Source organism: Xylanibacter ruminicola Ga6B6, from assembly GCF_000687715.1.
Classification (GTDB): domain Bacteria; phylum Bacteroidota; class Bacteroidia; order Bacteroidales; family Bacteroidaceae; genus Prevotella; species Prevotella ruminicola_B.
Genome location: NZ_JHXD01000030.1, coordinates 13,019 through 28,241 on the forward strand (window position 1 = coordinate 13,019; position 15,223 = coordinate 28,241).

Below are 15,223 nucleotides of genomic sequence, written 5' to 3' on the forward strand. Positions count from 1 at the left end.
TAATGATAAAACGGATTATTCTTTAATTTATTGTGTAGATTACTTGCCAAAATAGCGTTTCAGCAATCCGGCAAAGCCTGCACCATGACGAGCCTCGTCCTTAGCCATCTCATGAACAGTGTCGTGGATAGCATCGAAACCGGCAGCCTTAGCATTCTTAGCAATACGGAACTTATCCTCGCAAGCACCAGCCTCGGCAGCAGCACGTTTCTCAAGATTGGTTTTGGTATCCCATACGCACTCGCCCAGCAACTCAGCAAAGCGTGAAGCGTGGTCGGCCTCCTCGAAAGCATAGCGCTTGAATGCCTCGGCAATCTCAGGATAACCCTCGCGGTCGGCCTGACGAGCCATCGCCAGATACATACCTACTTCGCCGCACTCCCCGTTAAAGTGTGCACGCAGATCGTTAATCATCTCTTCTGATACCCCCTCGGGCTTACCATCGCCAATACGATGAACGGTAGCATAAGTTACGTCGCCATCGTCCTTCAGCTCTGAGAACTTAGAGGCAGGAGCCTTACAGATTGGACACTTCTCGGGAGGATTCTCGCCTTCGTAGATGTAACCACAAACAGCGCAAATAAATTTCTTTGTCATAATTGTAATTTGTTTAGTTATTAATACATGATATTTTGTTAGTACAATATTCTTCTGCTGCAAATATAAGCATAAAAAATAAATCCCGCAAGTTTTTTGCAGGATTTATTTTAAAATGTTGCGTAATTACGCTATTTCTTACGATATTTGCTCAGTACGGGAATCTCTTGGCAGAGGGCATCGGCCAGCAGATTGGCCACCACTTTGGCGCCATATATATTATAATGTGTATTGTCCTGCTTGCCTTTTGGCTCCGATGGTTCCTCGCCGGGTCGATACCACATGTGTAGCTTCTTCGATGCCTCGGTGCCTAAGCCCTGCTCCAGGTTGTGGGTAATGGTGTTGGCATCTACAAAGTGGCAGTTCATGCGGGTGGCCACATCCTTTGGTGCCACACGATACAAGCCGTGAGTATCGTAAAGTGTGTCGCCCTCAATCATTTTCACGCCATCCTTAAAGGTTGATGTGCGCAGCTTCTCGTCGTCGTCGTTCTTAGGTGCAACCACAAAAAAGTTGCGACGCACCACTGGGTTCATCAGTACGGGGATGCCGCCACGCTCGCGGGTTTCGCGCACGTATTTGGCCAGATTGTAGTCGAACGTAGAACCTGGGTCGGTATGACGGTCGGCTTTGGGCTTCTCGTCGTTATGTCCGAACTGGATAATCACATAGTCGCCTGGCTTGATGCGCTCCAGCACCTTATCCCATCGGCCTTCGTCGATGAAACTCTTCGAGCTACGGCCGTTCACAGCGTGGTTATCTACCACAATGTAATCGGCATCAAAGCACTCCTGCAGCATCATAGCCCACCCGCGCTCCTGCTTACCACCAGTTGTGTCCTTGTTGGCAGCTGTCGAGTCGCCAATCACAAAAATGGTAGTGTGCTTGTCGGGAGTCATCGCCGTAAAAAGCAACAATCCGCCCAAAAGGAGTGATAATGTAAATTTCTTCATTGTTTTAATTGTTTTAGTAGAAATCCCCCTCCAATGTGTGGAGGGGGATTGGTTAGTTATATCAACGATTACTTAATAATCGTCTGAATGATTTCGTCGATGGTGATGAGACTCTGCTCACCAGTCTCCATGTTCTTCAGTGTCAGCTTGCCGGCAGCCATCTCGTTCTCACCAGCCAGTGCTACGAATGGAATCTGCTTAGCGTTAGCATACGACATCTGCTTCTTCATCTTGGTTGAATCGGGGAAGATCTCTGTGCGGATGCCAGCCTCGCGAGCCTTAGCCACGAAAGGCAGACAGTAAGCTGTTTCCTTATCGCCGAAGTTGATGAACAGCAGCTGGGTGCCGTTGGTAGCATCCTTTGGATAGCAGTCGAGTGCGTTCAACACGTCGAAGATACGATCCACACCAAAGCTGATACCTACGCCCGAGATACCAGGCATACCGAAGATACCAGTCAGGTTGTCGTAACGACCACCACCTGTGATCGAACCAATCTGTACGTCGAGTGCCTTTACTTCGAAGATGGCGCCTGTGTAGTAGTTCAAGCCACGAGCCAGAGTCAGGTCGAGCTGAATCTCGTTCTTCAGACCGAGTGTCTTCAGAGTGTCGAGGATAAAGCGTGTTTCCTCAACGCCCTTCAAACCAGTCTCGCTGGTAGCCAGCACCTCGGCAATGGTGTTCAGCTTCTCGTCGTTGGTACCCTCGAGCGAGATGATAGGCTGCAGCTTCTCAATCTGCTCGTCACTCAGGCCGTCCTCGCGCAGCTCCTGGTTCACGTTATCGAGTCCGATCTTATCCAGCTTGTCGATAGCAACGGTGATATCTACAATCTTCTCGGCAGCACCGATTACCTCGGCGATACCGGTCAGGATTTTGCGGTTGTTGATCTTGATCTGTACACGTACGCCGAAACGGCTGAATACGGTATCTACGATCTGCATCAGCTCCACCTCGTTCAGCAACGAGTCGGAACCTACGATGTCGCCGTCAAACTGCCAGAACTCACGGTAACGTCCCTTCTGTGGACGGTCGGCGCGCCAAACGGGCTGCATCTGGTAGCGCTTGAAAGGCAGCTGCAGTTCTTCGCGATGCATCACCACGTAGCGGGCAAAAGGTACGGTCAGGTCGTAGCGCAAACCCTTTTCGCAGAGTTTGGCTGCCAATCGCAGCGAGTTACGCTCGGCCAGTTCCTCGGGTGTTACCTTCGAGAGGTAGTCGCCCGAGTTCAGCACCTTAAACAGCAGCTTGTCGCCCTCTTCGCCGTATTTACCCATCAGTGTGCCGAGGGTTTCCATAGCGGGGGTCTCTATCTGCTGAAAGCCGTAGAGCTGATACACCTGTTTGATGGTGTCAAAAATATAATTGCGCTTCGCCATTTCCATTGGCGAAAAGTCACGCGTTCCTTTAGGAATACTTGGTTTCTGTGCCATTTATTACTTTCTTACAATTGTTTGATCGCGGTCGGGGCCGATAGAGATGATCTTGATAGGAGTCTCTAACTGAGCCTCGAGGAATTTGATGTAATCGTTGAACTCTTTGGGGAACTGATCCTCGCTGGTAAACTTGGTCATGTCGGTCTTCCAGCCTGGCAGCTCCTGATATACGGGCTCGATACCATCCTCGATGTTGTATGGGAAGTAATCGATCTCCTGTCCATTCTGCTTGTAAGCTACGCAAGCCTTGATGGTGTCGAAACCATCCAGCACGTCGCTCTTCATCATAATCAGCTGGGTAACACCGTTCACCATGATAGAGTACTTCAGGGCTACCAGGTCGATCCAACCGCAACGACGCTCACGACCTGTAACAGCACCGTATTCGTGACCCAGGTCGCGAATCTTCTTACCTGTCTCGTCGAACAGCTCTGTGGGGAATGGACCAGCACCCACACGTGTGCAGTAGGCCTTCATGATACCATAAACATCGCCAATCTTGTTGGGACCGATACCCAGACCAGTGCAAGCACCAGCGCAGATGGTGTTAGATGATGTAACGAAAGGATACGAACCGAAGTCGACGTCGAGCATAGTACCCTGGGCACCCTCGCACAGCACGCTCTTACCGCTCTTCAACAGGTTGTTCAGCTCGTGCTCTGAATCTACGATGGGGAACTGACGCAGGTACTCGATACCCTCCAGCCACTTCTTCTCTACCTCGGTGATGTCGTACTCAAAGTTGAGCGACTTCAGGATAGCCTCGTGACGGGCCTTGGCCTTAGCGTACTTCTCCTCAAAGTTCTCAAGGATATCACCAACACGCAAACCAGTACGGCTTACCTTGTCGGTATAAGTAGGACCGATACCCTTACCGGTAGTACCTACCTTATCCTTACCCTTCTGAGCCTCGTATGCGGCATCCAGCACACGGTGGGTAGGCATGATAAGATGGGCTTTCTTTGAGATGTGCAGACGGCTACGCAGCTCGTGTCCGCTTGCCTCGAGTGCCTTGGCCTCTTCCATAAACAAGTCTGGAGCCAGCACTACACCATTACCGATAATGTTTACCTTGTCGCCCTGGAAAATACCTGAAGGGATTGAGCGAAGCACATACTTCTGACCCTCAAACTCCAGTGTATGACCAGCGTTAGGACCACCCTGAAAACGGGCAACCACATCGTACTTAGGGGTCAGCACGTCGACCACCTTACCTTTTCCTTCGTCGCCCCACTGCAAGCCCAGCAGGACATCAACTTTACCTTTGTTCATTTTTCAGTTTTATTCTTGTTGTTACTTTTCTCTTTCGCGGTTGTTGTCTTCTTGCGCTTTGTCATCTTGGTCTGACAGGTACTGCACACGCCGTAAACATACAGCGTAAAGCCGTCTTTTCTGAATCGTTTCAGATGCATATTCTCCACAGCAGCTATGATCTCAGGCGATTTAACCTCAGTAACCTTACCGCACATGGTGCAAATCTGATGACAATGACTTTGGTTGTCGTAGCAGGCCTCGTATTTGGTCGAGCCTTGAAAACGGTGCCTGACTACCAGTCGGAGCGACATAAACAGATTCAGCGTATTATATAAGGTAGCCCTGCTAACGGGGAAATCCATCTCCTGTGTCAGTCGGGCTTTCAGTTCCTCGAGTGTAAAGTGCCCGTTGATGCTGTAGATGGCTCTGAGGATGGTATATCGCTCAGGTGTCTTGCGATGATTGTTCATCTCAAGATAGTTGTCCAAAAGCCTTTCTACGGCCACAATTACACTTTCTTTCATCTGAATCTATCAAGAAAACCGCACAAAGGTACGCATTTTCGGGCAGATAAAAGAAACTTTATTTAAAAAAATTCTAAATTAGCCCTTTTTAATGCACTTTTTGCAAGACGTTCGTATACTAATCCAATTTCTGCAAATCTAATCATGGCATTCATGGCAGCTTTCTTCACCATCAAGCTGTTGCCTTCGAGGGCAGCCAGAGCCTGATCGATAAACTCGTTGATGCCACGCTCGTTGGGCTCCTGTTTGTTCATAAACAGGCGCGACAGAATATGGAATCCGCACAGCTGATACAGCTCCTTATCCGATGCCATCCAGGTGTAAGCCTTGTCGGCAGCATAAGGCAGATACTGATATAAATTAAATGAAGCTTGCTCTGCAATTTCCTGACTATCAGTTTGTTCCATCCATATATCTACCACCTCTGGCAGCATCTTGTCGGCTGGCATCAGCATGGTGGCCAGTATCTTGCATTCGCGCACGTTCTCCTTCCAAAGTGCAATCGCTAAGTCGTAGTTCTTACCGATTTCATCGGCCTTGGCCTTCAATCGTGGCAGTGTGGCGCCCCAGTTCAGTTTGTAGTTGGCGCCTTTGTTGCGCATAGAAGCAGCAACCATTCCGTCCATCATCAGGCGGAATGATTGCTTAATCTCTTTTATCTGTTGGTTTAAATCCATTCAATTATCAATTTTCAATTATCAATTTAAATCAACGTACCGTATTCCGCGCTGTAGCGCAGCATCTGGTGGGCATAACTCTCGCTGTAGCTTACCGTAATGTCGCTTATTTCGCCGTTTTCATCGTAAACGGGCATCAGCTGCGGATTGATAAAGCCCTTGTAAGGTGCCAGGTTCAGCTTCTTGTATCTGTCTAATACCTCAGCGTGCAACTCAGCATCTACCTTCACGGCATAACGCTCCACCAGGTCGCGGGCAGCCTCGTAGTCGCCCTCGCTCTTAATACGCTGAATCTCAGCCAGCAAGCGGGCAATCAGTGTGCGCAGCTCGGCATAATCGCTGATTTCAACGTAGGTCTTACCCTCGCGCTTCACCAGTTTGATAACGTCGCCGTTCTCGTAGCACCAATGGGCTATCAGCGCGCGGTTACGCATGTGCGCCTCCTCCAGCTGGTTGCCTGGGGTGATACGTATCAGCTGCGTCATCAAGCCGTTCATCATATAGGTATAATACTGCGACTTATATGCCTCTTCATCGGGTACCAAGCCTAACTCCACCAGCTTCTTGTCGGCTATATAGTACAGTCCGAACAGGTCGGCTCTCGCCTCCTCTATCGTGCTGCTGTAAGCCTTCAACGCATCGGGATCAACGCCTGGCAACAGCTGTCCGCTACCATGACCCAGGCACTCGTGCAGGTCGGTATGCAGATCGTCGCACACGTCGCCGTATTTCTCTATCAGGCGCAGTGTCTCTTCGTCGCTCACAAACTCCTCCTTGAAACCGCTGCCCTTCGAAGCCTTGTTATACGCATCGGTAATATTGCTGATGGTAATGCTCTTACTGCCGTAAGCAGCGCGAATCCAATCGGCGTTTGGCAGGTTAATACCGATGGCCGTAGCGGGATATTCGTCGCCACCCAGCATAGCGGCACAAATCACGTTGGCCGATACGCCCTTTACTACAGGCTTGCGGAAGCGGGCATCTACGGGCGAGTGATCCTCGAACCACTGGGCGTTCTGGCTGATGGTCTGTGTGCGATGAGTGGCCTCTTCGTCGATATACTCCACCAGGCCTTCCCACGAACCTTTCAGTCCTAATGGGTCGCCATACACCTCGATAAATCCGTTGATAAAGTCGATTTTCGACTCCTTATCCTGCAGCCATTCAATACAATAATGATTAAAGAACTGCAAGTCGCCTGTCAGATAATACATAATCAGCAAGGTGATGCTTGATCTCTGATTATCGTTCTCGGCCACATCGTAGGCTTTTCTTAACCAATATATAATGTGTCGGATGGTGTTGCCATACTTGCCGTCGGCTTTCCACACCAGCTCTTTCACCTCGCCGTTCTCCTTTACCAGCGTCGAGTTCAAACCGTACGAAGGCGGTGTGTCGTGCATTTTGTTCTGCTGCTTCTGCTGCTCGTAAAAAGCTTCGGCCTCGGCCTGCGTCACACCATCGTAGAAGTTCATGGCCGATGTCAACAGCAGATCCTCGCCGTCGGCCTGATTCACACGTTTGGGCATCACCTCTTCGTCGAAGATTACGGGGAAGAGTTCGTCGCACATCTCGTCGATGGTCTCGCCCGATTTCAGCGGCAGCTTGCATGCTTCAACCTGATGCAATGCGTCGCGCAGATACTCGGCCGAGAAGCCCGGCTTGAACTTTTCGCAACCATAGTGATGGTGAATACCACTTGAGAACCACACACGCTTCAGATATACCTCAAGGGCCTTGAAGTCATCGTTGTCGTGCGGCATATTCATATCAACATATACAACCTCCAACATCTTGCGGATGCGGAGGTTGTATTTTCCAAACTGATCAAATGTAATGTCTCGTCCGAACAGCGTTGCTTTCGACAGGTAGTAAACTAACTTTTTCTGCTGTAACGATAGCTTTTCAAACCCGTTCAAACGATAACGGAGCATTTGCAGGTCAGCAAAACGCTCGTCTTGATAGTTAAATCCCACGCTTATTTGGCATTTTTGGGTTTACGACCACGTTTTACGTTTGTTACCTTCATAGTTGGGTGCTGCTCCAGGTGCTCAATGCGGTAATCGCGTGGAGTCATGCCCATGACGCGATAGAACGAAGCGTAGAACGACTGGCGGTTGGCAAAACCTACCATGTCACTCACCTCTTCCATACGTAAATCCTGATAACGCTTGTCAACCAGAATACTCATCGCCTCGTCGATTCTATACTTATTTACAAATGAAGTATAGTTCATGTGGAAACGAACGTTTACCACAGCAGAGATGTAACGTGTGTTTGTGCCTAAGTCCTCGGCAAGTTTCTTTGCCGAATAATCCTTGTCGCGATACTTCTTCTGCATGACGATGATGTTCATGATTTTTTCCTGCATCTCGTCCATCATTTTTGGGCTTACCAAACTTCTGTAAGCTGCTGCCTTCTCTTTCTTTTCAATAATGTTGTACTTTGCCATTTGCTTTTTTGACCTTTATTTTTAACGTTGTGCAAAGATAAAAAGTTTTTTTCATTTAACAAAGACAAATGCCGAAAATTTGCAAAAAAAGTATTACCTTTGCCGAAAAATTGAAAAATTATGGATATTTTTGGCATATTACGACAATATTTCGGCTATTCTTCCTTCCGCCAGAACCAGGAAGAAATCATCCGGCATGTGATTGCTGGCAACGATGCGTTGGTGCTCATGCCTACGGGTGGCGGTAAAAGTATTTGCTACCAGATTCCTGCTTTGGCGCTCCCTGGCATCACCATCGTTATCTCGCCGTTAATCAGCTTGATGAAGGACCAGGTTGAAACGCTCCGTTCGAATGGTATCGAGGCCGAAGCCCTGAACAGCGGAAACGACCCTACGCTGGATACCGTGATTCGTCGGAAATGCTTAGCTGGACAGATAAAACTGCTGTATATCTCGCCCGAAAAACTGCTGGCCGAGATGGACTATTTCATGCAGCATCTGCAGATATCACTTTTTGCCATCGACGAGGCGCACTGCATCAGTCAGTGGGGGCACGATTTCCGCCCCGAATATACCCAGTTGGGTGTGCTTCGCGAAAAATTTCCCAACGTGCCCATGATGGCCTTAACGGCCACCGCCGATAAGATTACCCGACAGGATATTCTTTCGCAACTTAAATTAAGGAACGCGCGCGAGTTCATATCTAGTTTCGATCGTCCTAACCTCAGTTTGTCGGTAAAAAGAGGCTACAAATCGGCCGAGAAAATGCACTTTATTCTCAACTTCATCAAGGCGCGCCCCAACGATGCGGGCATCATCTATTGCCTGAGCCGTAAATCTACCGAGAAGGTAGCTGCCGACCTGCGTAAAAAGGGCATCAATGCCGCCGCCTATCATGCCGGCTTGTCGTCGTTAGAACGCAGTCAGACGCAAGAGCAGTTCAAGAACGACCAGCTGCTGGTGGTGTGTGCCACCATCGCCTTTGGTATGGGTATCGATAAGAGCAACGTGCGCTGGGTAATCCATTACAACATGCCCAAGAGCATCGAGAGTTTTTATCAGGAGATTGGTCGTGCCGGACGTGATGGCGCCCCAGCCGATACCGTGCTGTTCTATTCGCTGGCCGATATCATCCAGCTCACGGAGTTTGCCCGTCAGAGCGGGCAGCAGGATGTGAATATGGATAAGCTGAAACGCATGCAGGAATACGCCGAATCGAACGTGTGCCGACGCCGCATTCTGCTGAATTATTTTAGTGAGCAGACTGATCACGACTGCGGCAACTGCGACGTGTGCGACAACCCACCCCAGCGCTTTGATGGAACCCGTTATGTGCAGATGGCCCTGAGCGCTGCCAAACGTGCCAACGAGGATATCCGCATCTCAACCATCATCGAGATACTGAAAGGCATGCGCTCGCCTGCTGTGATGCGCCAGGGATTCGACCGCCTGAAAACCTTCGGTGTGGGTCACGACCTGAGTCTGACCGACTGGCAGGACTATCTGCTACAGATGCTGCAGATGGGCTTTATCGAGATAGCCTACAACGATGGCAACAAGGTAAAGGTAACTGCCATTGGCGAAGATGTGCTTTACGGTCGTAAAACGGCCCAGCTGTGTGTGGTAGATCATAGCGCCAAGGAGGCACCCAAGAAGAAACCCAAGCTGCGTTTGGAGATACCCACCATCACCATCCCCGGTCTGCCGCCAACCACCGGTATCGAGGATCCCAAACTGTTCGAAGCCCTCCGTCAGCTGCGCAAGCAGTGTGCCGAAGAAGAGGGCTTCCCACCTTACATCGTTTTCAGCGATAAGGTGCTTCATTCGCTGGCCACTATCAAGCCCACCTCGCTGGCTCAGTTTGGCAACATCCAGGGTATCGGCGAGCATAAAAAAGGCAAGTATGGCGAGCGTTTTGTATCGCTCATCCAAAAGTACGTTTAAGGGCGATTTTACACCTTATTTATATTAAAAGCGACAAAGAAACTAAAAAAAGGGGCATAAAGTGCCTAATTTTTGCTAAAAACGAGCACATATTCGCATTTTTGTGCAAAAATATTAGTACCTTTGCATGGTAAAATCATCCAAAGATGGCTAAAAAGAAGATACTATTTATCAATCAGGAGATCACTCCTTACGTCCCCGACAATGCATTGTCACTCATGGGAAAGAACCTTCCAAAGGTTATGCAGGAACGCAGTCACGAGATTCGTACCTTCATGCCAAAGTGGGGTAATATTAATGAGCGTCGTGGTCAGCTACACGAAGTCATCCGACTTTCGGGTATGAACCTTATCATTAACGACACCGATCACCCTCTTATCATCAAGGTTGCCTCAATCCAGTCTGCCCGTGTGCAGGTGTATTTCATCGATAACGACGATTACTTTGGTAAGCGTCTGATCGAGCGCGACGAGCAGGGTGTAGAGTACGACGACAATGGCGAGCGTGCTATTTTCTTCGCACGTGGTGTGCTCGAAACCGTTAAGAAGCTGCGCTGGGTGCCCGATATCATCCACTGTCAGGGTTGGATGGCAGGCGTAGTGCCTTTCTATGTAAAGACCGCCTATCGCGACGAGCCCTCGTTTGCCGAGACCAAGGTTGTTACCTCGCTCTACAATAAGAGCATCGAGAAGGATTTCGGTTCCGACTTCAAGCAGTTCATGGAGTTCCGCGATGCCAAGCCCGAGTTGCTGACCGAATATAAGGATACATTCGACTTCGACGAGTTAGGCAAGTTGGCTATCGACTATAGCGATGGTGTTATCGAGGCAGTGCCCGATGCCAGCAAGGTGCTGAGCGAATATGCAGCTGCTAAGAACAAGCCACTGCTCGGTTATCACGAAGACTTTGGCGATGCCTACGAGGCATTCTACGAGTCGCTGTATGCCGACGAGGCCAAGTAAGAGAAATAAAGTCCAAAACAACGATACATGAAACTAAGATTGTTTACAGCGATTGCAATCACCGCAATGGCGATGGCATCTTGTAGCGAGGATACCGAAACTATCGGCTCGTCGATTACCAACGAGAGCGATAAGATGGTGTTCTCTACTGGTGTGTACCAGGCTACATCACGTTCCATCATGGCCGATTCGGTGTATTCAAAAACCTTTGATTGCTATTTCGGAAAGGTAAAGGATCCTGAGACCAACTCGTACGTCAAGAACGAGTTTATGGCTCAGTTCAATATGCTCGAAGGCTTTTCACTGCCCGATAAGAGTACCATTGTTGGCAAGAGCGATGGCGATATCGCTGCCGACTCGTGCGAGATCTGGCTCATCTTCGATCGTACCAAGTGCTACGGCGACTCGCTCACACCACTTAAGGTAAAGGTGCAGGAGCTGGCAGTGCCCGTCGAGGATGGTTCGTACTACAGCAATTTCGACCCCGTTGTCGAGGGCTATGTACGTAAGGACGGTGTTAACAAGAGTTCGTCGTTCGCACTCTCAAACCTGCACTATTCCGATAGTCTTCGCAGCACATCAGGTTACGCCGAGTTTGCAAGCATTTCGCTCAACGATCCTTATACCGATAAGGACGGTAAAACCTATAATAACTTTGGCACTTATATCATGCGCCAGTATTATTCAAACCCCGAGAAGTTCAAGAATGCCTATACCTTTATTCACACATTGGTTCCTGGCTTTAACTTCGAGGTGGCAGACGGTCTGGGCGTGATGGCCAATATCAAGCAGATCGACCTGGTTTCGCAGTTCCGCTTTACGGAGGACGACTCTACTTACACAGCTAATATCTATCTGTCGTCAACGCCCGAGGTATTACAGACTTCACATATCGAGAACGATAAGGCAGCACTCGAGCGCCTGGTGGCCGACAACAGCTGCACTTACCTCAAGTCGCCTGCCGGCATCTTTACCGAGGTAACCCTGCCTGTCGACGATATCTCGCAGGCTCACGCCAGCGACTCACTGCTGTCGGTAAGCGTTACTTTCGAGCGCGAGAACAGCGGCGTACAGAACACCAAGTTCCCCATCGGCACCCCACAGACTATTCTGATGGTGCAGAAGGATAGCCTGTACTCGTTCTTCGAAAACAAAACCATGTACGATTACACCACATCATTTATGGCCACACTCAGCACCAATGCTTACACCTTTAGTAATATTGGTAACCTGATTACACAGATGGCACGCCAGAAGGCCGAGGGCTTGAAGAGCGATGCTGCCTGGGAGGCCAAGCACCCCGATTGGAACAAGGTGATTCTGGTACCTGTTGCTACCACCAGCAAGACATCTTACGATAGCTACGGCTATAGCACCACTACCATCTCGGATATTCACAACCAGCTCGGACTCTCAAGTACCAAGCTTGTTGGTGGCGCTAACTCGCCTATCGAGGTAAAGGTAATCTATGCCAAATTTAAGCAGTAAACAGTTATGGCCGACGGATTTTTAGAGAAGCATCACGAGGATTACGAAGCCCGCAAGGCGGCTTGGATCCGTAAGAAGAAGCATCTGCCGAAAGCCGGTAAAAGACAAATAGAGCGCCCCGATGACGAGGCGCTCTAATTTTTTATCTCCGCCGTGCGGCAGTCTTAACTTAAAATTTTAAACTTAGCAAATTTCAGCAGCAGCTGCTTGGTACCAGCATTGGTAAATTCTACCGTAGCCTTGGTGTTCTCGCCGGTACCCTCAATACGTACCACCGTACCCACACCAAAGCGCATGTGCTCTATGCGTACCCCCTCGCGCAGTTCGCTCGCACTCGGGTCACTGGCCATAGGTCGTGGTGCCACTGCGTTATATACACGTTTAAAGTTGGCGCCAAACGGGTTCACGGGCTTTTCGGGCTGTCGTGGAGCCACCGCTCTCGGCTTCGGGTCGGCCTTGAACTGCGTGGCCACCGGACGCGGGTTCTGCATCCACTCCGGACCCTCGCTCTCATATCTGCTGCTACGGCTGTAACCACCCGTGGTACCAGTGCCGTAAGCCCCGCCGTCGTAGCGGTTGTAAGCCTTGCGCTGGGGCGCACCAAAGCTGCCTGCCCCACCCGCCTCGCTGTGTACCTGCAGCAGTTCGGGGTCGATATCACGTATAAAGCGCGATGGTGTGTCGTACTCCATACGTCCGTAGCGGAATCGGTTCTGCGCACAAGTCAGTATGCAGTGCTTCTCCGCACGTGTGATGGCCACGTACAGCAGACGTCGCTCCTCCTCCAGCTCGCGCATCGAATTGGTACACATCGGACTTGGGAAGATGTTCTCTTCCAGTCCCACCACAAACACCGTTGGGAACTCCAGTCCCTTGGCGGCGTGTACCGTCATCAGCACCACCTTATCGTTACTGTCGCCATCGTCGCTGTCCAGATCCGTCAGCAGCGCCACCTCCTGCAGGAAGTCGGGCAGATACACCTCGTCGCCCATATCCTCCTCGCGACGGCTCTCTACAAAGTCCTGCATACCGCCCAGGAACTCCTCCAGGTTCTCCTGTCGCGAAATGTCCTCAGGGTTGCGTCCGCTGTAGATATCCTTGCTGATGCCCGAGTTCATAATGATATCGTGGCCCAGCGTGTAGGCATCCTCCGTTTGCAGACGCTCAATCCACCCCTCTATCAGCTGGCGGAAGTTCTGTATCTTCGTCATCGTGCCCTTGCTCACGTCCATCGGGAACAGCACTGGGTCCTTGATCACCCGCCACAAACTTACGCCGTAAGCCTGCGCCGTTTGTATGATTTTGCCCACCGTGGTGTCGCCAATGCCGCGCGCCGGGTAGTTGATAATGCGCTTAAACGCCTCCTCATCATCCGGGTTGGCTATCAGGCGGAAGTAAGCTATCACATCCTTGATTTCCTTGCGCTGGTAAAAGCTCAGTCCGCCGTAAATGCGGTACGGAATGCCGTCCTTGCGCATCTGCTCCTCAAAGCTTCGGCTTTGCGAGTTAGTGCGGTACAGTATGGCAAAGTCGCTCCAGTTGCAGTTGTCCTGTCGTTTCAGCTTCTTAATGTCCTGTGTCACTATCAGTGCCTCCTCACGGTCGCTGTAGGCAGGCTTCAGCTGCAGTTTTTCTCCATGCTCGTTTTTCGAGAACACGTTCTTCGGTATCTGTCGCTCGTTGCGACGTATCAGCGAGTTGGCCGCCTGCACAATCAGCTGTGTAGATCGGTAGTTCTGCTCCAGCTTAAACAGCTTGGCATTGTTATACTGGCTTTGGAAATTCAGGATGTTATCAATGTTGGCACCACGAAAGCTGTAGATGCTCTGCGCATCGTCGCCCACCACGCACACCTTCTGTCGCTCCTTGGTAAGCTGATACACTATCTGCTGCTGCGCGTAGTTCGTGTCCTGATACTCATCCACCAGCACAAACCCGAATTTCTCTACGTATTTCTGTCTTACCTCCTCGTTCTTCCCGAACAGCACCCACGTCTGCACCAGCAGGTCGTCAAAGTCCATCGCATTCGCCTGTCGGCACCGCTCCGCATACCTTATATATATATTGGCCACCTGCGGGCGCTTCTGGTTTTCATCATCAGCAGCCCAGGCACTCTGTTGGTACGCCTGTGGCAACAGCAAGTGGTTTTTGGCCAGCGATATACGGTCAGCTACCGATGATGGCTTGTACACCTTGTCGTCCAGTCCCATCTCTTTGATGATGGTCTTTACCAGCGATCGTGCATCCGTCTGGTCGTAAATCGTAAAGTTCGCATTGTAGCCTATCTTATCCGCTTCGGCCCTCAGTATGCGTGCAAACACACTGTGGAAGGTGCCCATCTGCAGGTAGCGAGCCTGCTCCTCGCCTACCAGTCGGCCTATACGGTCCTTCATCTCGCGGGCCGCCTTGTTGGTAAACGTCAGCGCCAGTATCTGCCAGGGCTTCATACCCTGTTCCAGCAGCCAGGCAATCTTATACGTCAGCACACGTGTTTTGCCCGATCCTGCACCAGCAATCACCAGACTTGCACCGTCGCAGTACTCCACTGCAACGCGCTGACTGTCATTTAGTTCGCGTAGTATATCAATGCTCATTCTTATCTTTTCTTGTATTGCAGATGCAAAGATACGAAAAAGTCGAGAGCAGAACAAAAGATTTTCAATCTTTTTTATGCTCCCGACTCGATTTTAGACATTCATAATATTTACCTTTCTCCGATTACTAAACGGCCTTACCGCAAAATGCAGCCACATGGCACCGTAGCGATTCTTGGACGAGCCAAGCGGCAAAGCCGAGCGCTTTTCAATCAGTAGCTCGTCAAAGTCCTGACCGCTCTCATCCGCGTAATCCAGCAGTATGTTAGCATAGCGTATTAACTGCTCAGCACCCAACACCCTGATATCCACCGCACACCCCGTAAGGTGGTTACTGCCAGC

At 50.3% G+C, this 15,223-nt stretch carries 13 protein-coding genes and 1 pseudogene; 4 read left to right on the top strand and 10 right to left on the bottom strand.

The annotated features are described in order from the left end of the window. Positions 1–39: 39 nt before the first annotated feature. The 8 genes from T500_RS0113475 to T500_RS0113510 all read right to left on the bottom strand — a co-directional run bounded on the left by T500_RS0113475 (position 40) and on the right by T500_RS0113510 (position 7,893). Positions 40–597, bottom strand: coding sequence for an NADH peroxidase (locus tag T500_RS0113475; protein ID WP_013064684.1), 558 nt, complete (start codon positions 595–597; stop codon positions 40–42). Positions 598–728: 131 nt separating this feature from the next. Further along, positions 729–1,550, bottom strand: coding sequence for a rhamnogalacturonan acetylesterase (locus tag T500_RS16055; RefSeq protein WP_230580916.1), 822 nt, complete (start codon positions 1,548–1,550; stop codon positions 729–731). Between the two features lie 68 nt (positions 1,551–1,618). Further along, positions 1,619–2,983 (bottom strand): histidine--tRNA ligase, encoded by a 1,365-nt coding sequence (gene hisS, locus T500_RS0113485; protein ID WP_028908547.1) that lies wholly within the window; start codon positions 2,981–2,983, stop codon positions 1,619–1,621. A gap of 3 nt (positions 2,984–2,986) precedes the next feature. Beyond that, positions 2,987–4,258, bottom strand: coding sequence for an adenylosuccinate synthase (locus T500_RS0113490; protein WP_028908548.1), 1,272 nt, complete (start codon positions 4,256–4,258; stop codon positions 2,987–2,989). Beyond that, a complete protein-coding gene (locus T500_RS0113495; protein ID WP_028908549.1) occupies positions 4,255–4,764 on the bottom strand; it encodes a Fur family transcriptional regulator in 510 nt (169 codons plus the stop codon). The genes T500_RS0113490 and T500_RS0113495 overlap by 4 nt, the downstream gene beginning before the upstream one ends. A 62-nt stretch (positions 4,765–4,826) precedes the next feature. Continuing rightward, the gene (locus T500_RS0113500; RefSeq protein WP_028908550.1) at positions 4,827–5,441 is read right to left on the bottom strand and encodes a DNA alkylation repair protein; all 615 of its coding nucleotides are present in this window, start codon (positions 5,439–5,441) and stop codon (positions 4,827–4,829) included. Positions 5,442–5,467: 26 nt separating this feature from the next. After that, a complete protein-coding gene (locus T500_RS0113505; RefSeq protein ID WP_230580917.1) occupies positions 5,468–7,375 on the bottom strand; it encodes a dipeptidyl peptidase 3 in 1,908 nt (635 codons plus the stop codon). Positions 7,376–7,419: 44 nt separating this feature from the next. After that, positions 7,420–7,893: a helix-turn-helix domain-containing protein gene (locus tag T500_RS0113510; RefSeq protein WP_028908552.1), complete on the bottom strand. Its 474-nt coding sequence runs from the start codon at positions 7,891–7,893 to the stop codon at positions 7,420–7,422. Between the two features lie 120 nt (positions 7,894–8,013). Here T500_RS0113510 and recQ point away from each other — a divergent pair, with 120 nt between their 5' ends. The 4 genes from recQ (at position 8,014) to T500_RS0113530 (ending at position 12,425) form a co-directional block, all read left to right on the top strand. Continuing rightward, on the top strand, positions 8,014–9,837 hold the full coding sequence (recQ, locus tag T500_RS0113515; RefSeq protein ID WP_028908553.1) for a DNA helicase RecQ: 1,824 nt from the start codon (positions 8,014–8,016) through the stop codon (positions 9,835–9,837). Between the two features lie 146 nt (positions 9,838–9,983). Next, complete coding sequence (locus T500_RS0113520) at positions 9,984–10,799, top strand: glycogen/starch synthase (RefSeq protein WP_028908554.1); 816 nt, start codon at positions 9,984–9,986, stop codon at positions 10,797–10,799. 27 nt (positions 10,800–10,826) lie between these two features. Continuing rightward, a complete protein-coding gene (locus tag T500_RS0113525) occupies positions 10,827–12,287 on the top strand; it encodes a DUF4270 domain-containing protein (protein ID WP_028908555.1) in 1,461 nt (486 codons plus the stop codon). A gap of 6 nt (positions 12,288–12,293) precedes the next feature. Continuing rightward, on the top strand, positions 12,294–12,425 hold the full coding sequence (locus T500_RS0113530; RefSeq protein ID WP_028908556.1) for a hypothetical protein: 132 nt from the start codon (positions 12,294–12,296) through the stop codon (positions 12,423–12,425). Positions 12,426–12,451: 26 nt separating this feature from the next. Here the strand turns inward: T500_RS0113530 and T500_RS0113535 are convergent, their stop codons facing one another. Together T500_RS0113535 and T500_RS17200 are read right to left on the bottom strand one after the other, a co-directional pair. Further along, complete coding sequence (locus T500_RS0113535; RefSeq protein ID WP_028908557.1) at positions 12,452–14,881, bottom strand: ATP-dependent helicase; 2,430 nt, start codon at positions 14,879–14,881, stop codon at positions 12,452–12,454. 93 nt (positions 14,882–14,974) lie between these two features. Next, positions 14,975–15,223: pseudogene (locus T500_RS17200) on the bottom strand (hypothetical protein); the annotation flags it as partial.